21 protein-coding genes and 2 pseudogenes are annotated in these 23,295 nt (G+C 55.5%); 15 read left to right on the top strand and 8 right to left on the bottom strand.

Features of this window, described 5'->3' with window-relative positions; translation table 11 throughout:
• Positions 1 to 5 precede the first annotated feature (5 nt).
• The 10 genes from COMA2_RS16635 (at position 6) to COMA2_RS16585 (ending at position 13,258) form a co-directional block, all read left to right on the top strand.
• Complete coding sequence (locus tag COMA2_RS16635; RefSeq protein WP_175304677.1) at positions 6 to 2,255, top strand: efflux RND transporter permease subunit; 2,250 nt, start codon at positions 6 to 8, stop codon at positions 2,253 to 2,255.
• A 268-nt stretch (positions 2,256 to 2,523) separates the two neighbouring features.
• Entirely contained in the window at positions 2,524 to 3,021 is a 498-nt protein-coding gene (locus COMA2_RS16630) for a hypothetical protein (RefSeq protein ID WP_139077445.1), read from the top strand.
• Entirely contained in the window at positions 3,018 to 4,088 is a 1,071-nt protein-coding gene (locus COMA2_RS16625) for a 3-oxoacyl-ACP synthase III family protein (RefSeq protein WP_090900952.1), read from the top strand. The genes COMA2_RS16630 and COMA2_RS16625 overlap by 4 nt, the downstream gene beginning before the upstream one ends.
• A complete protein-coding gene (locus COMA2_RS16620) occupies positions 4,066 to 5,028 on the top strand; it encodes a class I SAM-dependent methyltransferase (RefSeq protein WP_139077443.1) in 963 nt (320 codons plus the stop codon). Before COMA2_RS16625 ends, COMA2_RS16620 begins: the two co-directional genes overlap by 23 nt.
• Before the next feature lie 142 nt (positions 5,029 to 5,170).
• Complete coding sequence (locus tag COMA2_RS16615) at positions 5,171 to 5,902, top strand: DUF3047 domain-containing protein (RefSeq protein WP_090900946.1); 732 nt, start codon at positions 5,171 to 5,173, stop codon at positions 5,900 to 5,902.
• 263 nt (positions 5,903 to 6,165) lie between these two features.
• A complete protein-coding gene (locus COMA2_RS16610) occupies positions 6,166 to 7,269 on the top strand; it encodes a lactonase family protein (protein WP_090900943.1) in 1,104 nt (367 codons plus the stop codon).
• A 165-nt stretch (positions 7,270 to 7,434) separates the two neighbouring features.
• Positions 7,435 to 8,151, top strand: a complete 717-nt coding sequence (locus tag COMA2_RS16605; RefSeq protein WP_090900940.1) for a response regulator transcription factor — start codon at positions 7,435 to 7,437, stop codon at positions 8,149 to 8,151.
• Positions 8,152 to 8,155: 4 nt separating this feature from the next.
• Positions 8,156 to 9,700, top strand: a complete 1,545-nt coding sequence (locus COMA2_RS16600) for an ATP-binding protein (protein ID WP_090900937.1) — start codon at positions 8,156 to 8,158, stop codon at positions 9,698 to 9,700.
• Between the two features lie 388 nt (positions 9,701 to 10,088).
• Positions 10,089 to 10,535 carry an RNA polymerase sigma factor gene (locus tag COMA2_RS21425; protein ID WP_090900931.1) on the top strand — a complete coding sequence of 149 codons (447 nt, stop codon included), beginning with the start codon at positions 10,089 to 10,091 and terminating at the stop codon, positions 10,533 to 10,535.
• A gap of 74 nt (positions 10,536 to 10,609) precedes the next feature.
• Positions 10,610 to 13,258 carry a CBS domain-containing protein gene (locus tag COMA2_RS16585; RefSeq protein WP_090900928.1) on the top strand — a complete coding sequence of 883 codons (2,649 nt, stop codon included), beginning with the start codon at positions 10,610 to 10,612 and terminating at the stop codon, positions 13,256 to 13,258.
• A gap of 157 nt (positions 13,259 to 13,415) precedes the next feature.
• On the opposite strand, the gene COMA2_RS16580 is transcribed toward COMA2_RS16585, so the two are convergent.
• Positions 13,416 to 14,105, bottom strand: coding sequence for a DUF6573 family protein (locus tag COMA2_RS16580; protein WP_090900925.1), 690 nt, complete (start codon positions 14,103 to 14,105; stop codon positions 13,416 to 13,418).
• Between the two features lie 99 nt (positions 14,106 to 14,204).
• Positions 14,205 to 15,398 (bottom strand): MFS transporter, encoded by a 1,194-nt coding sequence (locus tag COMA2_RS16575; RefSeq protein WP_139077441.1) that lies wholly within the window; start codon positions 15,396 to 15,398, stop codon positions 14,205 to 14,207.
• 150 nt (positions 15,399 to 15,548) lie between these two features.
• Between COMA2_RS16575 and COMA2_RS21175 the strand changes: the two are divergent.
• Positions 15,549 to 15,755: pseudogene (locus COMA2_RS21175) on the top strand (DnaJ domain-containing protein); the annotation flags it as partial.
• A 515-nt stretch (positions 15,756 to 16,270) separates the two neighbouring features.
• Here COMA2_RS21175 and COMA2_RS21420 read toward each other — a convergent pair.
• The 4 genes and pseudogenes from COMA2_RS21420 to COMA2_RS16560 all read right to left on the bottom strand — a co-directional run bounded on the left by COMA2_RS21420 (position 16,271) and on the right by COMA2_RS16560 (position 17,412).
• A complete protein-coding gene (locus COMA2_RS21420) occupies positions 16,271 to 16,498 on the bottom strand; it encodes a toxin-antitoxin system TumE family protein (RefSeq protein ID WP_407919021.1) in 228 nt (75 codons plus the stop codon).
• Positions 16,465 to 16,656, bottom strand: a pseudogene (locus tag COMA2_RS21415) (hypothetical protein); the annotation flags it as partial. The pseudogene COMA2_RS21415 and the gene COMA2_RS21420, both read right to left, overlap by 34 nt.
• Positions 16,647 to 16,937: a hypothetical protein gene (locus tag COMA2_RS16565; protein WP_090900916.1), complete on the bottom strand. Its 291-nt coding sequence runs from the start codon at positions 16,935 to 16,937 to the stop codon at positions 16,647 to 16,649. The gene COMA2_RS16565 and the pseudogene COMA2_RS21415, both read right to left, overlap by 10 nt.
• 235 nt (positions 16,938 to 17,172) lie before the next feature.
• Entirely contained in the window at positions 17,173 to 17,412 is a 240-nt protein-coding gene (locus COMA2_RS16560; RefSeq protein ID WP_090900913.1) for a hypothetical protein, read from the bottom strand.
• Positions 17,413 to 17,530: 118 nt separating this feature from the next.
• Here COMA2_RS16560 and COMA2_RS16555 point away from each other — a divergent pair, with 118 nt between their 5' ends.
• Both COMA2_RS16555 and COMA2_RS16550 read left to right on the top strand, forming a co-directional pair.
• Positions 17,531 to 17,803 (top strand): type II toxin-antitoxin system Phd/YefM family antitoxin, encoded by a 273-nt coding sequence (locus COMA2_RS16555; RefSeq protein ID WP_090900910.1) that lies wholly within the window; start codon positions 17,531 to 17,533, stop codon positions 17,801 to 17,803.
• A 3-nt stretch (positions 17,804 to 17,806) separates the two neighbouring features.
• Positions 17,807 to 18,241 carry a putative toxin-antitoxin system toxin component, PIN family gene (locus tag COMA2_RS16550; RefSeq protein ID WP_090900907.1) on the top strand — a complete coding sequence of 145 codons (435 nt, stop codon included), beginning with the start codon at positions 17,807 to 17,809 and terminating at the stop codon, positions 18,239 to 18,241.
• 182 nt (positions 18,242 to 18,423) lie between these two features.
• Here COMA2_RS16550 and COMA2_RS16545 read toward each other — a convergent pair whose 3' ends face one another.
• Together COMA2_RS16545 and COMA2_RS16540 are read right to left on the bottom strand one after the other, a co-directional pair.
• Positions 18,424 to 19,200 carry an OmpP1/FadL family transporter gene (locus COMA2_RS16545; RefSeq protein WP_175304676.1) on the bottom strand — a complete coding sequence of 259 codons (777 nt, stop codon included), beginning with the start codon at positions 19,198 to 19,200 and terminating at the stop codon, positions 18,424 to 18,426.
• A 20-nt stretch (positions 19,201 to 19,220) separates the two neighbouring features.
• Positions 19,221 to 19,805 carry an OmpP1/FadL family transporter gene (locus tag COMA2_RS16540; protein WP_090900901.1) on the bottom strand — a complete coding sequence of 195 codons (585 nt, stop codon included), beginning with the start codon at positions 19,803 to 19,805 and terminating at the stop codon, positions 19,221 to 19,223.
• Between the two features lie 154 nt (positions 19,806 to 19,959).
• On the opposite strand from COMA2_RS16540, the gene COMA2_RS16535 reads away from it, so the two are divergent.
• Entirely contained in the window at positions 19,960 to 20,172 is a 213-nt protein-coding gene (locus COMA2_RS16535) for a hypothetical protein (protein WP_090900898.1), read from the top strand.
• A 6-nt stretch (positions 20,173 to 20,178) separates the two neighbouring features.
• Positions 20,179 to 23,187 (top strand): AfsR/SARP family transcriptional regulator, encoded by a 3,009-nt coding sequence (locus tag COMA2_RS16530; RefSeq protein ID WP_090900896.1) that lies wholly within the window; start codon positions 20,179 to 20,181, stop codon positions 23,185 to 23,187.
• Positions 23,188 to 23,295: the final 108 nt, after the last annotated feature.

Genomic DNA, 23,295 nt, shown 5'->3' with positions numbered 1-23,295 from the left:
CAACTATGAAGTACCCATGGGTTTCCGTTGCTGCCGTCCTGGTGGTGATTGGCGCGCTTGGGTACGGCGCCAGCGGATTGCGCTTGAACGCCAATTACGACGCCTATTTTGACACCAATGATCCGCTGCTTGCCGTCAACAATGATCTGGCTGATAAGTACGCCGGCGACGATAGTGTCATTATTATTCTCGAGAGTGTGAAACACGACATGCTCATTCCTGCCCATTATGCGGTCATTGATCGTATCATCGCCGCTGAGCGAGCCCTCCCATTTATTAAGCGCGTCAGTTCCATTGCCGACTTCGTTGATCTCCATCCGGAAATTGATACCGTCCAGATTGAAGGTCATGATTCGGATAATGAAGGAACCCCCTCAACCAAACCTGCTGTCCTCCATCCCAACCGCGACCGTTTGTTGAGTGATGAATATGCACGCCGCCTGCTATTGTCGGAAGATGGTCGGTTCGCGCTTATCGAAATAACTCTTGCCCTGCCCGGCGACGGGAAGGCCGATGTTCTGCTGAACACCATGGCGCAACTGCGGGCCTTCGTCAAGAAAGAGATCAGCCTCGCTCAGGTTCCAATCATTGCCCACTACACCGGTACGTTAGCCCTGAAAGAAGCCTATGTTCTGGTGGTTCGACATGATTTGAAGATGTTCTTGCCGGCCCTGATCCTGCTTTTCCTGGCGACCCTCTGGGTACTCTTTTCTAGCTTTTGGGTCGCCGTCTCCATCCTGCTCACCGCCCTTCTCCCAGTGGTGGGTGCCTTCGGAGTTGCCGGTTGGTTAGAATTCGAGTTGGCGTCGATCGCTGTGTATGTCCCCGTGATCATTGTCAGCATGGCCATCGCAAGCTCCGTTCATTTCACCACATCATATCTCCATAGCCGTGCGGACGGGCAGAATCCAATGGAGAGCGTCCGGCATGCGCTGACACTCAATTTGTTGCCGCTCGCTCTCACCAACTTCACAACGATCCTGGGATTCCTAGGACTCGCATTCAGTCCCTCGCCGCCGGTACGGACCGTTGGGTATATTGTTGCGTTCGGTATTGCGTTGTCGTTCCTGGTGACGGTGATTCTATTGCCGGTATTACTGTGCGGCGTGAAGGTGAAGCCAGGTCTCGATTTTCGCACCGTGTTTCAGATTCCCCTGTTGATTCGATTCATTACCACCAATTCTCGGTCGATCGTGACATCGTTTACTCTGGTGGCTCTTCTTTCCGCTGTGGGAGTGTTTGGTAATGAGATTAACGACAATGTGTTTGAATATTTCCCGGATAGCCATGAGTTCCGCCAAGCTACCAGGCTTATTGATGAAGAGTTTAGTGGTGTGAATAAGATTAGCTATTCTCTCGAGACGGGCCAACGGTACGGGATTTTCCAGCAGATGTTCCTTGAAAGGATGGAAGCGTTCTCACTCTGGCTGCGTACACAGCCAGAGGTAAACCGTGTGGTGACCATTGCCGATCTTCCTCGAATCCGCCAAGGGGTGGGTGTGCGAGACGCATCATCATTGATGCGCTATCAACGAATTGCGGAGGACAACACGCCTGCTGCCTTGTCGCTGCAGCATCATGTATCCGAAGACTACTCGGCGATTCATGCTGCGGTCTATCTCAAAAACCTTGACGCACGAACCATGATTGCGTTCGATGATCGGGTCCGTGCCTGGCTTGATCGTCATCTCACGCCTTTTTCCTATCAAGGCGGTGCCGGCGCCAATCTCACGTTCGCCCATCTTGGTCAGAGAAACGCGGCCAGTATGGTCTACTCACTCAGTATTGGTCTTGTCGCCATCGCCCTCATTGCCGGATTGATTTTACGTTCTGTGAAGGCCGCGTGGATCGGTGTCGTGTGCAATGTTGTTCCTGTTCTCGTGGCGTATGCGCTGTGGGCGCTGGTGGATGGCAATATTGCTCTTGGGGGAGCGGTGGTGCTGGGCATGATCCTGGGCATCATCGTGGATGATACGATCTACCTTCTGGCGAGGTATTGGCGACTGAATCAGACTCAGAGCGACATGGTCATCCCGGCGGTGCTCAACCAGGTTGGACCGGCTCTGATCATCACGACGATGACGTTATCAATGGGATTGTTGATAGGCTTGCTTTCCGATTTCGCTCCTATTCTGGCCATGAGTAGTCTTTCTGTCTCCATCATCTTGGTCGCCTTGGCAGCGGATCTTCTCGTGCTGCCGGCATTGCTGCAACGTACCTATTCCAAAAACCTCCTTCGGCAAACGGTGCCATAAGGGTTTCATGAAGAACACCAATCCTCTTGGTGCCTGGCCAGCGCCTCACGACAGTGCAAACAGTCCGAGAAAAGTGTTCCGATGCTTTGCTCCTCCGCGATGGCGTTCGACCCCAGCGCGGACCTGGTTCGCTCAATGGAGTAAGGAGTTCTCTACTCTTCCCTTGATAATGAAGAGCAAGCATCAGGAGGCGCTGGCCAGGTTAGCGCCTGCCTTGTTGTGCGGGGAACAATCCGCCATTAACCTCTTTCGGATTGAAGACGGACATTTGACACGCAAGACTCTGCATGTGAGCGTGACGCTCTTGCACGGCATCGAGAATGACGAGACTGCCCACGAAGCGAGCTTGCAAGTCTTACGTGCCAACCTACCGGCTGCCAGTGACGAACATGCGATTCGACGGCGGTCGCAGGCGTACTTCGCGAGCCTGGGACGAGCTGAAACCGTCGCGCATCATTTCGGACAAGTGTCACAATTGGATAGTGCCGTGTGCGCCATCATGTGGTACATGGAGCATAGTGCGGTAGGCGGCAACAGCATGCTTGGCCGGCTGGTTGAACACATTCGGCACGACGAAGCACGGCATGTATCGATCAGCCGCCGACATGCGTTTGCCTTGGGCCTTTCCCGTGATGACTATTCGCGCTTGGGGGAACTCGTCCGTGGCGGCCTGACAGGCATGCTTGAGCACGTGGCCGACTCCTTTGAGGATATTGGGATAGACGCAGGCTTGTTATTCACTCGCATCAAGAGGGGAGCGCTGTGACGGCTGCGCACTTCGCGATCAATCGTCTGAAGCTGCTCGGCACTGGTCGAAGCCTGCCTGGGCCTGCGGTCAGCAATGACACCTTGTTTGAAGCGCTGGAGAATGCCTGCAATCCTCGCGCGGTGCGACGTGCAAGAAGTATTGCCTATCGGCTTGGGATCACGCATCGCCATGTCAGCCGTGATCTGCAAGTTCCACTCAGTGGCACACGTATTACCATGCAGGCGCCGCAGTTGTGCCACGCTGCGCTTTCCGGAGCGATGCGGGAAGCGGGAATCGGCATCGGTTCGATCGAGTACCTTATCGGCCATACCTCATCCCCTCACACGCTGTTGCCGCCCAATATCGCTTGGGTCGCCGATGAGCTTCGGTACACGGGCCCCTATCTAGAACTGCGTCAGGCATGCACTGGGTTCGCCAACGGGCTGCAAATCGCGTCGGCAATGGCAGCCGCGAACAGGCTTCAGGCCATCGCTATTGTCGGAAGTGAGACAGGGTCTCCGTATTGCGACATTTCCGATGCGTTTCTTAACAACGAACAACTCGTGAATTACGTGCAGATGGGTGATGGCGCCGGGGCTGTGATCGTTGGGCAGGACGATGGATCTGAGGACCAGATCCTCTCTAATATTTTTGTAGGTCAGATCGGTCTTGGGCGAGAGCCGGGCTTCTTCATTGATGGCGGAGGATCTTCTCAGCCGCAGTGCGGCATGCAGGTGCCCGTGTTTCGACATCATGTGCAAACCGTGCGGGAGCACGGAGGAGAGCTGTTTGTGCGCGGAGTCGAGGCCATGATGCAGCGCGGACATGCTCTGCGGGAGTTCGATTGGATTCTTCCCCATCAGGCCAATGGACGTCTGGCCCATCTTTTCAGCCAATACTTTGACGTGCCGGAAGAGAAGATCTATGTCACCGCGGACAAATTGGGAAATCTGGGGTCAGCGGCAATTTGGGTCAGCCTCGATATGCTGCGCCGATCCGGAGACCTTAAAAAAGGGCAACGCGTTCTCATATTAGGCGCCGAAGCAAGCAAATTCTTGTACGGTGGATGTATGTATCAACACTGAAAGGTCATTTCCAGATTTGAAAAGATTGTGTCATGCGATCAATGGTTTAACCTATCGGGTTCAAATCTATGGCTCACAACTCGCCTTCCAGCCAGAGCCATGCTTCTCAAGCAGTCTTGGCATGGTTGAAACGCATGTCCTCCAGCTTAATCACCCCTGGCGCTATGTAACTGGTGCGCGCGGTCATGGCTTTATTGCTGAACAAGCTGAGCGTATTGGCTCGCGCCTGTTGTACGAGTACCTTGCGCGGTGCTATCCGTTCGGCGAGTGGACGACCATGAACTATGGCTATGCGGAACTGGGATCCGATGCACATCCCCAGAACCTCGGACTCCATGACACGGAACGCTTTGCACTGCAACTCTACAGGTATGTGGCTACCTTAGGATCGCGGAGAGATCGGTTAACCGACCTGGATGTGATCGAGATTGGGAGCGGACGCGGAGGCGGCGCGGCCTACCTCGCACGGACCCTCAAGCCAAAGACGTTCATCGCGCTGGATTTCTCCCAAAGTGCCACAACCTTAGCACGTGCACATCATCAAACAGACACAGGGCCGCGGTATGTACAAGGAGACGCGGAGAATCTTGTGTTCGAGGCTTCGGGTTTCGATGTCGCGATCAACATCGAGAGCGCCCACTGTTATCTTTCAATCCCGCGCTTTCTGGCGGAGGTGTACCGTGTACTTCGGCCCGGAGGAGAGCTCCTCTTCGCAGGCTTTGCCTCACGACGAGGAGGCGCCCTGGAACGTCTGCAGACTGAACTGGCGGAAAGCTCATTGCGCCTGATTAGGGAAGAGGATATTACAGCCAATGTGGTTCAAGCACTCGAATTGGATGAGGGGCGGAAGTTGGACGTGCTTCAACAACGGGTCAGGGGGCCATTCAAGACCTTCGCGCGCGGCGCCCTATGCGATGGAAGGTACGGCGATGCGGTGTGAGCTTGAGTCGGGCCAAACTGTGTATATAGCCGCGGTCCTTCGGAAACTGATCGAGTCATGGAAGACTGGCTGCCGAACCCGAATGAGCAGCTGTTTGTGTGAAGGATACGGTAGTATGGAGACTCACACAATGAGACCGAATATGTTGGCACGCATGCTGGTCATTTTGTGCGCGCTGTTGCCGGTCACCTCCGCACGGGCAGAGGGCGGTGCTGTGCTTGAGGTGGGGAAGTTTTCCGCAAGTGAACCGGGCACAAGTTTGCCCGATGGCTGGATGCCGCTGACCTTCAAGAAGATCCCGAGGCTGACGACCTACGAACTGGTGAAAGACGAGGCGCAAGTGGTCGTCAAGGCCATGAGCGATGCATCGGCATCCGGCTTGACCAAAGAAATCAGGATCGATCCGAAGGAATTTCCGATCGTGCGATGGCGGTGGAAGGTCCAGAATTTACTCCAGAAGAGCGATGCCACGCGAAAAGACGGGGACGACTATCCGGCCCGGCTTTACATTACCTTTGAATATGACCCGGACAAGGTCAGTTTCGGCAAGAAACTCAAGTACAAGGCGGGCCAGGCGCTGTTTGGAGATATTCCGATCGGAGCCATCAATTACGTGTGGGAAACTAAGACTCCCGTTGGGGCGATGATCGACAATGCCTATACGGATTTCGTCAAAATGGTGGTGGTTGAGAGCGGGCCTCAAAAACTCGGTGCCTGGATCGAGGAGTCCCGTAACATCTACGAGGATTATAAGAAGGCCTTCGGAGAAGAGCCGCCGATGATCAACGGCATTGCCATCATGAGCGATACGGACAATACGAAGGAACGAGCCACCGCCTATTACGGCGATATTGTGTTCATGAAATCGCGGTAAGAAGAGTTCGTCGATACACCTCGATCTCATTTCCAGCCCTCAAGTTATTGAATAACTCGTGTTCGACGACAGCTGTCGTCGAATCCCAAGTATTCATCTTGCCGGTTCACTTCTCTGTACTCCTCATAAGGGCCGGAGACCAAAGCTCCAATCCTCAGCTCTGTGACAGAAATGTGATGCTTTCGCGAGAGTGACGTGAGATGGCGGCTCTATCGTGGGAGAGTCGAGTTCTTGCAATTTGCTCATAAACCAAGGAGGATTGGATGATACGTGAATTGATCATAGGTGCGCTGGTGGCAGCCGTCACCTTATCGTGGGGAGCCACCGATTCAGTCGTTGCCAACGATGAGTGGCAGTCGCCCGTTGTGTACACAATGTCGAATGATCCGGACAGCAATACTGTCTTGGTCTTCAGACAGCATGGAGACACCCTGGTACCGGCAGGATCGTTTCCGACTGGAGGCAAGGGATCAGGAGGCGGCCTTGGCAATCAAGGGGCTCTGGTATTCAGCGATGATGGAGACGAGCTCTTGGTGGTGAATCCCGGCAGCAATGATATCTCGGTGTTTCAAATCCACGGCCGTCAACTCAGGCTAACGGACCGAGTGCCTTCCGGGGGTACTCGCCCCATCAGTATTGCCACTCATAATGATTACGTCTATGTGTTGAACGCGGGAGGGGCCGGCAACATCGCAGGGTTCGAACTGACGCACCTCAATAAGTTGCAGCCTATCGCTGGATCGATTCGGCCGCTGAGTGGGGCCAACACCGCCCCGGCGCAAATCTCGTTCAATCCATCCGGAGATACGCTGGTCGTGACTGAGAAGGCGACGCAGATCATCGACACCTATGCAGTCGACGAGGATGGTGTGGCGTCTGGTCCCGTGTCACAGCCGTCCAGCGGCATCACCCCATTTGGATTTTCCTTTACTCGGCGAGGGGTGTTGGTAGTCAGTGAGGCGTTTGGCGGCACGCCGAATGCCTCTGCGGTGTCCTCATATACTCTTCGTGACGGGACCTTGAACGTGCGGAGTGGGTCGGTGCCCACCACCCAAACGGCCGCCTGCTGGATCGTCATTACGAAGAACGAACAGTTCGCCTATGCCAGCAATACCGGTAGTAACAATATTTCGAGTTATCGAGTCGGCCGGAGCGGACGGTTGGCTTTGCAGGAAGCCGTGGCAACCCCCACCGGTGCTGGTCCCATTGATATGGCGTTGAATCGGAACAGTCGGTTTCTGTATGTGCTCAATGCAGGGGCCCGTTCGATCGAGGTCTTTCAGGTCAATCGCGCCAATGGGCGCTTGACCGCCGGGACCGGTGTTTCGGGCCTCCCTAATGGGGCGAATGGCCTTGTGGCGCAGTAACCGCCCGCCGTGTCCGATCCTTGGCTCAGGACCACTCAGAAGTCTCGCGTAGGCGAGGCTTCTAAGTGTCTGGAGACGGACGAGTCGACGGGAACACTGAAGCGCTCACACCGGCGCTGGTCCAGACATTGTCGAGTGGTTGGCGGTGGACAGGATGGGGAACAGATGGCACCTCGCACGATTCTAGTCGTTGAAGACGATCCTGACATCGCCCAGCTCGTGCATCTCCATCTGCGCGATACGGGGTATGACGTGGATGTGGCGCAGGATGGTCCGGCAGGTCTTCAGCAGGCTCTTGCCAAATCTTATGACCTGATCATTCTCGATTTGATGCTGCCCGGAATGGATGGATTGGAGTTGTGCCGGAAACTGCGCGCCTCATCGAAGTATAGCCTGGTTCTGATGGTCACAGCGAAGTCGACGGAACTGGATCGGGTGCTGGGCTTGGAAGTCGGGGCAGACGACTACCTCACCAAGCCGTTCAGTATTTTGGAACTCCTTGCACGAGTCAAAGCCTTGTTTCGGCGCATGGATGCCATTCGTGCACAGGCGCCCATTGCGAAACCCTTGACCATTCGTGCGGGTGACCTCGTGATCGAGGTCGATAAGCGAAAGGTCCAGCTGCGCGGCCGATCGATTGAATTGACGGCCAAAGAGTTTGACCTCTTACTCCAATTTGCCCAGCATCCGGGTCAGGTCTATACCCGTGCAAAACTGTTGGACGACGTGTGGGGGTACTCACATGAGGGGTATGAACATACCGTGAACTCTCACATCAATCGACTGCGGGCTAAAATCGAGAATGACGGCAGTCGGCCTCGGTATATTTTGACCGTGTGGGGGGTCGGCTATAGCTTTTCGGAAGAATGGTCGGATCGGTAGCGTCATGTTCAACACACTGTATGGAAAATTAGCGGCCGTGCTCTTCGGGCTCTTTTGTGTGATCGGCGCCGTGGCGGTGGCACTCACGCTGTATAGCACGCGCTTGTACTTTCAAGAGGTCAGCCAGAAGCTGAATCGAACGCTTGCCGAACGGATGGTGTCCGAACAGGTGCTGATGCTGGAGGGACGGGTCAATGAGGAGGCGCTGAAGGAAGTATTTCACCAGCTCATGGTGATCAATCCCAGCATTGAACTGTATCTGCTTGATCCGCAGGGCACAATTCTGACCTTTTCCGCTCCACCAGGGAAGGTCAAACGACAACGTATCTCCCTTGAACCACTTGAACGTTTTCTGTCTGGCGCCGAGGACTTCCCGATTCTGGGAGATGATCCTCGAGATATCACGCGTCGGAAGGTGTTTTCGGTATTTCCCATCGAAACCTTGGACGGCTCCCTCGAAGGCTATCTGTACATTATCCTGGGCGGGGAAGAGTTCGACTCGGTCATGCAGATGCTTGAGCAGAGCTATATTCTCCGGCTGAGCTTGTGGACTGTCGGAGCCATCCTGGTAGGTACCCTCCTAGCCGGACTGCTCTGTTTGAAACTCTTGACGCGAAGACTCAGCTCGCTGGCGTCGGTAATGGAGACCTTCCGGTGCGGTGAACTGGTTACCCAGCCGGACGTCTCGTCTCCAGCCGATGCAGAACCATCCGCAACCAGACGGGGGGACGATATCGATCAGTTGGCGATGACCTTTTCACACATGACGAGTCTCATTCGTCAACAAGTTCACCAGTTGAAGGAAACCGACCAGTTGCGGCGGGAACTGGTTGCCAATGTTTCGCACGATTTGCGTACCCCTGTCACCAGTCTCCAGGGATATCTTGAGACCTTGGTGCTGAAGGAGGGCATGTTCTCGCAGCAGGAGCGCCAGCGATATCTGGGCATTGCCATCGCGCAGAGCAAACGATTAGGGGAACTTATTGAGGAATTGTTTGAGCTTGCTAAACTGAACTCGCAGGAGATGAAGCCTCGTATCGAGTCGTTTTCCCTGAGTGAACTGGTGCAGGACGTCGTTCAAAAGTTTCGGTTGACTGTTGAAGCCAAACAGATGACCCTTCAGGCCAAGCTGGGTGAGGATCTCCCGTTTGTCTCGGCTGATATCGGACTGATCGAACGGGTTCTCGAAAATCTGATTGAGAATGCTCTCAGATACACGCTGCAAGGGGGGCGGATCACGGTGATCCTGAACCGCATGGGTGAGAACGTCATGACACGGGTCACGGATACCGGCTGCGGCATTCCACCGGAGGATTTGCCGCATGTCTTTGACCGATACTATCAAGTCGGGAAGAACCATCGAAGTAATGACAAGGGGGCAGGGCTCGGGCTCGCGATCACGAAGCGAATTCTAGAGCTGCACGGGAGCGCCATCGAGGTGCAGAGTGTCGTCAATCAAGGGACGACCTTTGTCTTTCACCTCGCAGTTGCCCAGCCGAGCGTCCTGCCGGTTGCTACAGTAACAACGGAATACTCATCCCACATGTAGAGTTTTCGGTCACATATCACGTCTTCCCGTCCTGATCCTCTTCACTCACCTCATACGGACAAGCCGTGTTTTCTACTGGGCCATGGTGTGATCGCACGGCCATATGTCCGGAAAACAATTAGTCTGTGACGAAGACGTCATGATTTCGTGAAGGTTTTTTGATCATTGTTTGCGAATATGTCGATGAGTCTATCATCGGCCTTCACGGATGAGTGCTGAATCGATCGATTTGTTCGAAAAACCTGTGTTGGAACGCAAGCGTCCAAGGCGACCGTAGACCGGAGGAAGAGTATGAGTACAAACGTGACCAAGTATACAGGCTCAATTCCTTTTGCTGTACCGGCGAGCAGGACATCGCCGATGAAGAACGTCTCCCATTTGATGAACGATGAGGATCGGCTTGTGTCACAACTGCGGGCAGGGGGAAGAAGAGGCATGTGAAACCGTCGTCACCCACTATCAGGAAACACTCATCCGAATGGCTAGACGCTATGTCGCCAATCGAGCAACGGCGGAGAAAGTCGTGCAGGAGAGTTGGATGGCGGTGATGAACGGGCTGAATCGGTTCGAGAGCCGGTCGTCCCTCCATGCATGGATCTGTGGGATTCTCATCACAAGGCAAAGGATCGAGGCATCCGAGAGAAACGACAGAATGTCTTCTCAGACTTCGAATCGGAAACCGAAAGATGGAGCGGCGAACCCGACCTCTCTCGATTCAGACCACGCGGGGAGGGGGCCTGGTCGGCAGCGTTCTCCCAGCAGCTTCGGGACGACCATCGCCTCTTGCGACCGCTGGCGCAGAAGTATGACGACTCGGCTGCTTTCCCTCGTGTGAGCTTGCGGTTCTTCACGCTACCCATTATCCTTGCAATCATGTCGCTGTCTAAAGGCCCCTGCTAGAATGGACGCATGGAGGTCATTGCCACACATAGCAATGCGGATTTCGACGGCCTGGCCTCCATGGTTGCCGCGCGCAAACTCTTTCCAGAAGCGAAGCTGGTCTTGCCCGCCGGAGGCCAGGAAGCCGTCCGTAATTTTCTTGCGGTGCACGATCTCGAGATCAGCAAACTCAAGGACATCGATCTCTCGCGGATCACCAGACTGGTGATTGTCGATACGCAAGAACCCGACCGGATCGGAACGCTCAAATCGTGCATCGAGAATCCGGCGGTCGAAGTCGTCGTGTTCGATCACCACCCCGATCCAAACTCAGCCCTCGCCGCCCGTTCGAAGCAGTCCGTGATTGAATCGGTCGGGGCGACGACGACGCTTCTCGCCGAGCAACTCCGACGGCGGCATATTCCCGTGACGCCGTTCGAGGCGACCGTGATGGCGTTGGGCCTCTACGAAGAAACCGGGTCGTTCGTCTTCTCCTCCACGACCAGTCGTGATTTTGAGGCCGGGGCGTTTCTCGCCGCAGCCGGAGCGGATCTGAATCTGGTGGCGGAGACCCTGCACCGCCCTCTCGATCCGGATGCCGTCGCGCTGTTGAACGATTTATTGGAACATAGCGACGTGCATTATCTAGAAGGCCGCAAGGTACTGGTAGCCACGAGCACGGTCGATCGCTGCCGTGGAGAAGCGGCCGGCGTGGTGCATAGACTCGCCGAATTACAGGGGGTCGATGCCGTCGTCGTGGCGGTGATGATGGCGGACCGAGTGGAAGTGATCGGGAGAAGCCGCAGGCCCGAGATCGATGTCGGCTGGATTGCGCGGGAATTCGGAGGCGGCGGCCATGCCGTGGCGGCGGCCGCCACGGTCAAAGGGCAGACACTCGTGGAAGTCAAAGAGAAGGTCGTCCGGCTGCTGACCACACAGTATCGACCGACTCTGCTGGCCCAGGATGTCATGACCCGACCGGTCAAAGCGATCGAGCTCGATACCAGCGTGACTGAAGCGGGACAGCGGATGACGGCCTATGGGCTGAATGTCTTCCCGATCTTGGATGAGAAGGACCATTACACCGGGCTCGTCAGTCGGGAGTCGATTCAGAAAGCCTTGTTTCATCGGCTCGGCAAGATGGTGGTGCGTGACATCATGCAGACCGATGCCTATATTGCGCAGCCGGACACTCCGTTTCATGAAATCGAAACAGCCATGATCGAGCGCAACCAGCGCTTTGTGCCGATCATCAAAGACGCGAAAATCGTGGGCGTCATCACGCGGACGGATTTGCTGCGGACCTTGCATGACGATGTGCTGAAGGTCGCCAGAATGCGGTCCATCCGCCCGAGCGAAGCCGAAGCTGCAATCAGCGGATCGCGCCGCAACGTGAAGGGGCTCTTACGGAGCCGCTTGCCGCAGCGGCTTGTGACATTGCTGGAAGAGGCGGGTCGATTGGCTGACCGCTGCGAGGTCGCCCTCTTTGTCGTCGGCGGCTGTGTGCGTGACTTGTTGTTGAACATCGAAAATCTGGATTTGGATCTCGTGGTCGAAGGCGACGGCATCGCCTTCGCGCGAAAGCTCGGTGACACGCTGCATGCGCGGGTCAAGGCGCATGAACGATTCGGCACGGCTATCTTGTTGATGCTGGACGGCTTCAGGCTCGATGTGGCCACCGCCAGAACCGAATATTACGAGTACCCCACGGCGTTGCCCACTATAGAGCAAAGTTCGATCAAGAAAGATCTCTATCGGCGTGATTTTACGATCAATGCGCTTGCCGTCCGTTTGAACGGCCAGGGCTTTGGTGACGTGCTCGATTTCTACGGCGGGCAACGGGATTTGAACGACAAGGTGATCCGCGTCTTGCACGGGCTGAGCTTCGTTGAAGATCCGACCCGCGTGTTTCGGGCCATCCGATTTGAATCCCGGTTCGGCTTTCATTTGGGCAAGGACACGGCGGCGTTGATCGCCGGCGCCGTCAAGATGAACCTGTTCCAACGATTATCCGGCCACCGGCTGCTGGAAGAATTGAAACTGCTGCTGGTCGAGCGGGAACCGAAGCAGGCCATCAAACGATTGGCTGAGCTGAATCTCTTGAAATTCATCCATCCGAAGCTGAGTTGGTCCGACCGGTTGGACAAGTTGTTGGTCGCGCTCGAGGCAGCCGTCGATTGGTACCGGCTCCTGTACTTGGATCGGAAAATGGATGTCTGGTTGGTCTACATGATGGCACTCCTCGAGCTGTTGCCGGAGCGCGCCGTGAAGGATCTGCTCAAACGGTTTCCCTTTTCCGAACAAGAAGCCGGCAGGCTCAAAATGGCCCGCGTGGGCTGTCACAAAGTGATTCGCCGACTTGCGTCGCAACGACCACTCAAACCGGCGGACGTGTACCGCCTCCTGTCCGGACTGTCCGATGAAACCCTGTTGCTCCTCATGGCCAAGAGCAAAGGAGACACCGTCAAGCGGCAGGTCTCGGCCTTCCTGACGACCTATCAACACGTGAAGCCGATTCTGACCGGTGCGGATCTGAAGGCCATGGGGTTCAAACCGGGACCACGGTTCAAACAGATTCTTGACCAACTGCTCGAGGGGCATCTGAACGGGGAGATCAAGACGGAATCGGAAGAGAAGGATGTGGTCATGAAGCTGGCCGGGTTGAAACTAGATGGTTAGCAATCAGGGGCTCCAGAAGTCCTGGACCATTTCACAAGAACCCGCAGGCTGTTCAAAAAGCTCGTCCAGCAAGGCCGCAGCAAACGAAGAGGCGAAGCGTACTTTGGGCCGTACGTTGAGCCTTTAAGCGCCGCGAGCGGGCTTTTCCAACAGCCTGTTAGTTCATCGGAATGATCGTCGCGGAGACTTCGTTGGGCAGCAGTAGGGTGGCCATCGCGCGGTTCTGTTCATCCGGTTGAATCAATGCGAATAACGGCACCGGCTGCGGCACGCCGCCGGGCGGCAGGGCCAGCATCGCCGGAAAGTCGATCAGCGGCGAGAGGGTGGTCTGGCTGGCAATGCGCAGCCGAAACGCCATCAACACATCTCGCAACCGTTCCGCCTTCTCCTCATCCGACATCGATTCACCGGGCGCGATCCCGATTTCCCACAAGGGCTTCGTCACGGTGACGGGGAAGGTCAGGCCGAGTTTTTGCGCATCCGTCGACACATCGATCAGGAATCCGGCTTGAATCGCCTGTTGGCGGTTCGCGATCAGCTTGGTCGGAACGTCGGTTCGTGCCTCCGGCGTTTTGCCCGCATCAGCCGAACCTTGGAGTTTCGATTCTTCCTCCGTCGGTAACGTCGAAGCCGCTGGGATAGGCAATTCTTCGCTTGGGGCATTCTGATTGGACGTCGCCACGGTCTCATCCGACGGAGTGGGAAGCGCATGGATGAGGCCGTCATACACTCTCTTGGCGGATTCAGACCAGGCGGGATTACACGGCCGACCTGAAAAGGCCGCTTCCGCAGCTTTTCGCTCATCATGAGTAAGCGCTCGTGGGGTACCTGTCATGTCCATGGCCATGAGATAAGCTCGGACACCAATAAGTCAAGGGCTAGTCAGGCAAGCGACGGCCTTTCGTCTCCGGCGCAAACAAAAGCACAACAAGTCCGAGCAGATAGATCAGCGCGATGGTGCCGCACGTCCGAACGAGCCTACCGTCGTGACAAGCCAGCCGGTAAGGAACGGAGAAGCCGACGCCAGAACCCGCCCCGCGTTGAAACAGAATCCTGCGCCGGTCGCCCGTAACTGTGTTGGGTACAACTCTGGAAGATAGATCGGAAATCCGCTGAAGATCCCATTGTTAAAAAAACCGAGGATCGGTAGGAGCATCAAGACGCCTATATAACTCGACGGCGTTAAATAGGTGACCGGCAACATGATGAGACTTCCGAGACACATGAAGGCGAATACCGGTCGCCTGCCGAATCGGTCCGCGAGTGGGCCGAAGCCGAGATAGCCGAAGATCGCCCCCGCGTTCAACGCCATGATGGCATAACTGACATATCTGGTGAGTATCGCCGGATCTTGCCCCTTCAAGTCCGGCAATTCACGGATCAGCGTCGGAGCCCAATTCGTGGCCCCCCAGAGACCGAACACCGCGACGAATGCCAAGGCTGAACCGACCAGCGTCGCTCGCCGCAACTCGCCACGAAAGATGGCCGTCAAGGGAACGGCTTGCTGCTCGAGCGCATGGGTCCAGCGTACCGGCTCCTTGACCCACCAGCGAACGAGGAGCGCGACGAACGCGGGAAGAATACCGATGACAAACAATCCTCGCCAGCCATAGGTTTCCTTCAATGTCAGATTCATGGCGGCGGCCAGGAAGAACCCCACGGCCCACGCCGACTGGAGAACACCCGCGGCTTTGGCACGCTTCTCTTCGGGCCACGTCTCAGCCACGATGGCGGCACCGGCCGCCCATTCCCCGCCGATGCCGAGCGCGGTGAGAAATCTGGCTATTGCCAGGTGCCACCAGGTTTCCGCCAATGCGGCTGCTCCGGTGAAGACGGCGTACATGATGATCGTCGCGATCAAGACTTTTGTGCGGCCGAATCGATCGGCCATGACGCCGAATGAAATACCGCCGATCGCCCAGCCGATCAGAAAGATAGAAAAGATGATGCCGCCGTACCAGCCGATCTGCTCGGCGGTCGGCGGGCCACCAGCCGTATGCAGCAGATCGTGCAAGGCCGGATGCAAGACAATGGCATAAATCGTCGCGTCCATCGCATCGAAGACCCAGCCCAACCAGGCGACGAAGAGCACGAGCCATTGATAGGACATCACGCCGGAGTGCCAAGATTTGTCGCTCACCACAACCGCTCACAGCGAACATATCGAAGCAGGCCAGCGCACCGTTGTGGATGTGGTGTCGTGAGAAAAGTCATGGAGGCACCAGGCTAGAATCGTTCGCCGTTGGAGTCAAGGTGAAGCCTTCAGAAGCTCCGTGCTATAGTCCTGCGCATGCCACGGATGGACTACTATCGTGTGCTGGGAGTCTCCCGCGAAGCTTCCGATGAGGAAATCAAAAAGTCCTATCGCAAGCTGGTTTTCCAGCATCATCCGGATCGAAATCCCGACAATGCAGAGGCCGAAGCCAAGATCCGCGAACTCAATGCCGCGTACGAAATCATCGGTGATGCGGAAAACCGCCAAAGCTACGACCGGTTATCATGGGGAGATGAGCCGCGCGCGGCGGCGGTTGATCCCGGCTTCATTCTCGACGACATCGAGCAGAAGTTATTCGATGAAGGCCGAAAAGAGCTGTTTTCAATCTTGATGCGGAACGTGGCTCGAGTGCGGGCGGAACTGAGCGTGATACGTGAGCGAATTATCCGAGAACAGGGGTACGATTCGTTCCTGGAATCGGTCGTTGCGGCAAGGGCATCTGAAATTCTTGGCGATTTTGTGACGGCAGAGATGAATCGGCGGAAACACCGGCTCGTCGACGTGGCCACGGAAATGCTGGTGTCTCAGGGACTCGCCAAGCGAAGCGACGAAGGCGGGATTCGCTCACTGCGGGCCCGTCTCGAGGAGAGTTTTTACAAAGGCCGCATCCACGGCGTGGCCTCGGCGCTGGAGCTGTTCTATGAACGGAGGTAGGCGTGAAAAGTAAAAGACGAAACGTGAAACGGTATGAGGTGAGAGGAAAAGACAACATCGTAGGGCTGGTGGTGGGCGATCGGCTATCGAGAAGAACGCCTTACGTGTGTGGCCGCCTCGCGCAGAGCAGAGGTGAACGTAGGGCTGAACGATGGAAAGAGACCGTCGGGAGTATGAAGATGGTCGGGGTATGTGGAGAGGTGCCGAGCCGCGGGATCGCGGGCATTGTCATATCGGAAGGGCCGTGAGTCGAAGAGGTGTAGTGGTACACGTACTTGAGTCTGGTGGTTACCGGTCGAAACTGGAGAAATTCTTTGAAGTGGACGCGCGATCCGTCCGCGAAGGTAACGAAGCCATTCACAATTGCGCCGAGAGGAGGGCGCTCTTCGTATCCGAGCGAGTGAGAGACAATGTGCGGGGTGTCGAGGATATGGCGGCGAATGTCCGCAACGTAGTCGGCTACGGACATACTTCGAGTTGTTCGAGATGGTGAAGCGTGTCCTGCAACACCCGGCGGAGCTCCAGCTCGCCTTCAAGATCGAGAAGAAGCGCCTCGTTGCCTTCCGTCCGATGGACAGAGCCTGCGAGGACTTGCTCCGGAGTGACATCGAGTTGTCGGGTCAATGCGGTGATACGATCGTCGGTAGTGCGCAGGCTGTCGCGTGTAAGTTTGGTTTCCATTGCCAGGGCGTCTTTGACCAACGGAATGGTCTGATCGGGAGAGGGAGTCTTAATTTGAATCGTGGCCATGCGAGGATCCCTTCATCGGAATAACCATTCGATCGATCAAAAGCGAATTGTACTGACGCTAGCAAAGGCCTTGCGGAGTGTCAACATGTTCTCCGCCGCCGACAGATGCAAGAGGATCCGGCACGACGATGATGTTGCCCACTACAGACAAAGGGGAGCCCTGTCTTATCGTCATTTCGATAGGCGAACTCGCTTTCTTCGTGACGGGCGATGCGCAGTGGGCAGCGAAGGTTTCTCACACCGCAACGTCGTATTGTTTCGCATATGCATTGATGAGATCACGTAACATTCGTTGGTGGGGTACATGTGCACCCTTGGCCTGTTTCTTGAAGAACGCAAGACTACTTTGCGTCAGCTCGAGCGTCACCTTAGTGGTCGGCTCATGCTTGACTAAGGCCGAAGGTGGCGGCAGGAAATCTGCGACACGTTCCCCCATGGTCAAGCGCTCATTGGTGTATCTGATTTTCTTGCTCATAACGTTTCCTCCCTTGCCGCCAGTATCCTGCTCACTAAATTCGTAGTCAACTACGGGAAGATCGTGTTGACTGGTTGATCTCTCGCAACTATACTAGTTGCAATGGATGAGGTGATTTATGATTGAAACAGTGTCGACCCTTGAGATCCGTCAACGGCTTGGAGATCTCCTGAATCGGGTGGCGCTTCGGCATGACCAATTTGTCATTGAGCGCAAAGGCAAGCCCCTGGCGGCGATGGTCCCTGTCGAACGACTTGAACAAATGCAGCAAGCCGCGCGCGTACACTTGCTTTCTATCCTTGTTCAGAGATCGGACAGGATCTCTCAAGGCCAGGCCGATCAACTTGGTAACGAAGCCAAGCATCGTACTCGCAAGCCGCGTCGGAAGTAACGTGTGATTCGAGCCGTCCTCGACGCCAATATTTATATCAGTGCGTGTCTTCGTCCGCAGGGACTGCCGGGACGTATTCTTCGTCTCTTATTAGACGATCAGGCATTTCATCTTGTCGGGTCCGCTGCAATCTTTGAGGAAGTTCGACGCGGTCTGAATTATCCACGCGTTCGACGGTATCTTTCCCTGACCACTGAGGAGATTGATCGTTGGGTCATCGCCCTTGCGTTGATTGCTGAGCCCACTGAAGGCCGTTTGAAGATCAGGGCGGTCGAGAAAGATCCGGATGATGACAAATATCTGGTTGCTGCACTGGAGGGGCGCGCAAGTTATCTTGTTAGTGGGGACTCGGATCTTCTCGACCTTCACGAATATAAAGAGGTGCGCATTGTCAAGGCTCATGAGTTCCACCGTATCCTTGGACAAGCTGGGGCATAAATGATGACATGGTATTCTACCGCGCCAGGCCTTCAGTCTCGACCGAGCTCAGCACTTTCTGTCACTCAACATTCCACAGCTCTCCGGCGGACAGTCGTCATCTCAAAGCCTACCTCGAAACTTGTAACCAACGTTCTATGTCCCAGCGGCGACCATGTGCAACATTGCGAGGCTTTCTGGGTCTAGAAGTTGACCCGCATCGTCATCGAGCCGGCGTGTATGATGGTCTGGTAGGTGCCGTTCACGGTCGGATTCGGATTGCCGACGACAGTTCGAGACTCGAACAGAAGAGCCTGGTATGCCACATCGATTCCTAGGGCCTTCCTCCCCAAGAAGCCTGCTTCCGCGCCACAGGTTAAAAGGCCTAAAAATCTTCCGTTCTCTTTGCATAGAAAGCCGACACCAACGGACAGGGTATGAGACGGGGCGTCCGGCGCCGCCGGATTGAAATTCACATCCGGGATGGCTTGTTGAGAGTGGAGATAGCCGGTGCGCAAGGCCACGTTCCAAGCTGGATGGCTGGTCAGCGAAAGCAATCGATATTCCGTACCGACGCCGATGCTAAGGGCATTGCTCCATTGTTGTGGGTTCGCCAGGATCACGCCATTCGAAAGACGAACATCGAAATCTTGAATCGACTCCCATCGCGCATAATCCACATCCACCTCAACCTTCCATTCGCGCTCTGCGTCCCGGATGGGCCAGAAGGCCACGCCCCACGTATAGATCTCAGGAAGACGAATTGAAGAGGCGGTGTCTGCTACACGGACTCCGTTTTCCAAGAATACCCCGTCAACGGGAAGCACCGTTTGACTGCGCCAGACGAAAGCGAGATTGAGGCGAGGCTTCCCTTCATCGGTTTGAAACAACGTATATAATATGCTGGCATTGAGCCCGGTGGTGGTGCCTTTCCCGTTCAATTCGATGGTGCTGCCTCCTTGGACCGACTGCTGTTCCAAGTGGCCCTCTCCCAGCAGGCTCACAATGTAAAGACGTCAGCGCCGAGCCCGACAGAAAGCCTATCTGTCACTTTATAGGCAAACGTCGGTTTGATATCGATCAAAGGGAACTGCGCGAACGTGACGGCACTGGCGAATGGACCATTCCGTGGATACTTCGCCGCAAACCCAAACAGGTTCTGCAATCCGAGACCGACGGAGAGATCACCTAGCGCGCGAACGCCAAGACCCTTGAGATTGGCCGTGATGAACAGTTGCCCTGGTGGAGGAAGACCAACTGGAAACGGCTGATCATTTCTGGTCGAAACACCGGTAGGACTCGTAAAGTGTGTATTGACGTTGAGAAATTGCACGCCTGCCGTGTGCTGGACGCCATGCAACTGTGTCATGCCTGCAGGATTATAAAAGACGGCGGTAGGGTCGTCCGCTTGAGCCGCAAAGGCATTCCCCTGTGCAATGGCGGCTGCGCCCTGGAAGGGATTGCGGATACCGTCGGCTCGTACAACTGAAGACCAATCCAGCAGAATGAAAAGAACGATGCTCAGCGGAAGCAGGCGCTGCAGGTGTTTCCGCAGTGCTTGACTCGTATCTCGGTCTGCTCGCATAGAAGCTCAGCACAGATGTTCTGAGTTTTTGGAGCGCGAGTCGCCATCATAATGATCTACAGAGAGATGGGGAGTCAATGTTTCATGTTGAGTTGCGGGGGCAGACATGGGATGATGCGACTGCTTTGGTAACCTATTAGTGCGAGGATGCCGAATGCCACGGGCGCGTCAGTCGCGCAAGCTCCACGCTTCGCTGGCCAAACTTAACCCGCCACGGCTTCCTGCAATAGTCGAACGTCCCCGCCTGTATCGATTGCTCGATGGAGCCCGCAAGCGACCTGTCATTTGGATCAATGCTCCACCGGGATTCGGCAAGACCACGTTCGTGGCGAGTTATCTCCGCGCCCGGAAGATCCGTCCCTTGTGATATCAGGTGGACGAGGGAGACGGCGACCTCGCCACATTCTTCCACTATCTGGGTGTGGCAGCCAAACAAGCAGCGCCTCGGTACCGCACGCCGCTTCCCCACCTCACGCCAGAATACTTGCAAGGACTGCCGACGTTCACCCGCCGCTTTTTCGAACAGCTCTATACGCGCCTTAAGCGACCCGCGCTCCTGATTCTCGACAACTACCAGGAAGTGCCTCTGGATTCTCTCTTCCATCAAACGGTGGCGTTGGGCGTAGAAGCATTACCGGAAAAGATAAATGTGATCGTCATGAGTCGCGCCTTGCCGCCGCCTGCGTTCACGCGACTGCAGGCAACCCGGCAGATCCACTTCATCGATGAGGAAGCCCTTCGGCTGACGAATGAAGAATCGCGAGCGATTATTCGACTCCATGCCCGTGCTCAAACGGCGAAAGTAGCAGCTCTGGCAGCGGTACTGCATAATCGGCTCCAGGGATGGGTGGCAGGATTAGTGCTGCAATTGGAACAGAAGGCGGCAAGCCTCCCTGATCTTTCTTCCACTTCCGAGACGCCGCAGGTGATCTTCGAGTACTTGGCCCGTGAAGTATTGCACCGTCTGAGTCCTGAACACCAACGATTCCTCTTGCAGACGGCCTTTCTGCCAAACATACCTCCGGCGCTTGCCGAGCGGCTGACGAGGAATGTCATGGCGGATGACATCCTGTTCAATCTCTACCAATCCCGTTACTTCACCGAGCGGAAGATGGGAACTGATCCCGTATATCAGTACCATCCACTCTTTCGGGAGTTCCTACGGGCACATGCAAAGGTTGCCTTATCCCCGGACGAAATCGCAGCAACTCAACGGACTGCGGCCTCGCTGCTGGAAGAGACGGATAGATTTGAGGAAGCAGTCGCCCTTTATTACGAAGCGGGTCAACTAGAGCAGATTGTCCGGTTGATCCTCTCGCGGGCACCGATGCTATTACAACAGGGACGAACTCAAACGTTGGAAGGCTGGCTCAAGCTGATTCCGGCTGAGCAGTACGATCAGCAACCATGGTTGTCGTATTGGCTCGGGGCTTGCCGAATGCCGATCGATCCGGTTGAAAGCCAGGACCTGTTCGCGCGGGCATTCGAAAGGTTCAAAGCGCAGAATGACAGGGCGGGCATGCTCATGGCCTGCGCCGGCGTCCTGTCCTCTATCCTAATATCCTGGCTCGATTTCCGCAAACTCGATCGCTGGATCGCTATCATGCTGGATGTGGTTTCGTCGGATGTCTCCTTCCCTTCCCCGGAGATCGAGTCGCAGGTAACGTTTTCCTTATTGAATGCATTGATGTGGAGATGTCCGCGCGCTTCAGTCATCACACCCTGGATTGACCGTTCAAAGAATCTGATCGAAGGGGTGCAAGGCATCGAGAAACACTCCACTCTCGTCGCGGGCTTGGTTATCCTCCTCCTGTGGCTCGAGCAGATAGCGTCGGCCGACAAATATGCGAGACTCCTGAAATCTGCCGGTGAATCTGAATCCACCCAGCCGTTGACACGTCTGGTCTACCATGCAAATGCATCAATGTTGGCCTGGTTTTGCGGCGATCCCGCACAAACCGTGCACCACGGAGAGCAGGGCCTTGAGATCTCCCAAAAAACCGGGGTGCATGTATTTGATTCGACGATGTTAGGAGTATGCGCCTATGGCGCGCTGTTTCAGGGTGATGTGATCTCTGCCGAGCAGTACCTCAATCGACTCGGCATTTTAGTGGCGCATCCCGATCATATGATGCGCGCAAACTTTCTCTATCAACAAGCCTGGGTTCATCGAATCAAAGGGGACCTATCCAGGGCCTGGACGTTAATCCAGGAAGGTCTTGAGGTCAAAGGCTTGAAAGGCAGTCCGTTCCCGGAAGCACACCTCAGCTATGCTGCGGCAGATCTCCTTCACGCGCTTGGCAAAACTATGGAAGCACGACAATACTTGAATCGTGTTGAGAAGATTGCACAAGACATGGAGAGTCCATACGTTCGATACGTAGCGCACCTGCTGAAAGCATTCTTTGCCTTTGATCACGAGAACGAGGTGGAAGCGAGGGCCATTTTGCAGCAAGCGCTGGCCATCGGTAATCAGCATGGCTTTACCTTCATCTACTGGTGGATGCCGGACATGATGGCGCGATTGTGTGCACAGGCCTTGGAAGCCAAGATCGAAGTGGAATACGTGCAGAAGCTGATCCGTACAACCAAGCTGACTCCCGTGGGAGAAGCGGCTACCAACGAAGCCTGGCCTTGGCCCATCAAAATTTACACGTTGGGTCGCTTTGAGATTCATCTGGATGGCAAGCCCCTGCCGCCACGCCGGAAAGCACCCTATCAAGTCCTGAAGCTCCTGAAGGCGATCGTTGCGTTGGGCGGTGATGGCGTGCCTGTCTCGCGACTCATCGACGCGCTGTGGCCGGATGCCGAAGGAGATACAGGTCAGGAAAACCTTCACAAATCTCTCCAACGGTTGCGGCGCTTCCTGGCCGTTGACGGCCTTATCCAAGCCAGAGATGGCAAGGTCTCGTTGAACCGGCAGATGTGTTGGGTCGATGCCATGGCATTTCAAACACTGCTGAGCGGCGCGGACGATTCCAAGCACCGACAAACTCAGCCGGATGCAAGAATCCGACGCGATGAGCAAGCAATCGCCTTATATCGAGGGCCATTTCTTGAGGACGATGGTGCTCATGAATGGGCTGATCACTACAGACAACGCCTCAGACATCAATTTGAACAAGCGGTGCAGCACGTAAGTGACTGGAAGAAGACAGAAGGCCAGGAGGAAGCAGCATTGACCTGTTTGGAAAACGGGCTGGAAGCCGATCCACTGGCCGAACCGCTTTATCCGCGTTTGATCAGATTTCTCCATAGCTTAGATCGACAGAGCGAGGCTAAGAAAGTCTTGGCCCGCTATCAGAAGGCAGTGATCATGGCTGGAAGAGAACCCTCGACGGAAATGCAACGCCTCGCCAAGAATGTAAGTGCTAGAACTTAATCTGACAGTCCGGTAGAGTCCTCGCCTTCACGAAAGGAGTGCGGACGATGACCACCGAACAGAAAATTATCCGGGCGAAGGTTGGCGTGTTGGAATTGGCGAAACAAT

This window comes from Candidatus Nitrospira nitrificans (assembly GCF_001458775.1).
Classification (GTDB): Bacteria; Nitrospirota; Nitrospiria; order Nitrospirales; family Nitrospiraceae; genus Nitrospira_D; species Nitrospira_D nitrificans.
The sequence above is the reverse complement of the archived record's forward strand: the minus strand, read 5'-3'. Positions and strand labels throughout refer to the sequence as shown.

What these genes read in the sequence shown, in the direction of transcription:
- COMA2_RS16635 (WP_175304677.1), top strand. Translation starts at nt 6, where the DNA reads ATGAAGTACCCATGGGTTTCCGTTGCTGCCGTCCTGGTGGTGATTGGC.
- COMA2_RS16615 (WP_090900946.1), top strand. Translation starts at nt 5,171, where the DNA reads ATGTTGGCACGCATGCTGGTCATTTTGTGCGCGCTGTTGCCGGTCACC.
- COMA2_RS16610 (WP_090900943.1), top strand. Translation starts at nt 6,166, where the DNA reads ATGATACGTGAATTGATCATAGGTGCGCTGGTGGCAGCCGTCACCTTA.
- COMA2_RS16605 (WP_090900940.1), top strand. Translation starts at nt 7,435, where the DNA reads ATGGCACCTCGCACGATTCTAGTCGTTGAAGACGATCCTGACATCGCC.
- COMA2_RS16600 (WP_090900937.1), top strand. Translation starts at nt 8,156, where the DNA reads ATGTTCAACACACTGTATGGAAAATTAGCGGCCGTGCTCTTCGGGCTC.
- COMA2_RS21425 (WP_090900931.1), top strand. Translation starts at nt 10,089, where the DNA reads ATGAGGATCGGCTTGTGTCACAACTGCGGGCAGGGGGAAGAAGAGGCA.
- COMA2_RS16585 (WP_090900928.1), top strand. Translation starts at nt 10,610, where the DNA reads ATGGAGGTCATTGCCACACATAGCAATGCGGATTTCGACGGCCTGGCC.
- COMA2_RS16580 (WP_090900925.1), bottom strand. Translation starts at nt 14,105, where the DNA reads ATGGCCATGGACATGACAGGTACCCCACGAGCGCTTACTCATGATGAG.
- COMA2_RS16565 (WP_090900916.1), bottom strand. Translation starts at nt 16,937, where the DNA reads ATGGCCACGATTCAAATTAAGACTCCCTCTCCCGATCAGACCATTCCG.
- COMA2_RS16560 (WP_090900913.1), bottom strand. Translation starts at nt 17,412, where the DNA reads ATGAGCAAGAAAATCAGATACACCAATGAGCGCTTGACCATGGGGGAA.
- COMA2_RS16555 (WP_090900910.1), top strand. Translation starts at nt 17,531, where the DNA reads ATGATTGAAACAGTGTCGACCCTTGAGATCCGTCAACGGCTTGGAGAT.
- COMA2_RS16540 (WP_090900901.1), bottom strand. Translation starts at nt 19,805, where the DNA reads ATGCGAGCAGACCGAGATACGAGTCAAGCACTGCGGAAACACCTGCAG.
- COMA2_RS16535 (WP_090900898.1), top strand. Translation starts at nt 19,960, where the DNA reads ATGCCACGGGCGCGTCAGTCGCGCAAGCTCCACGCTTCGCTGGCCAAA.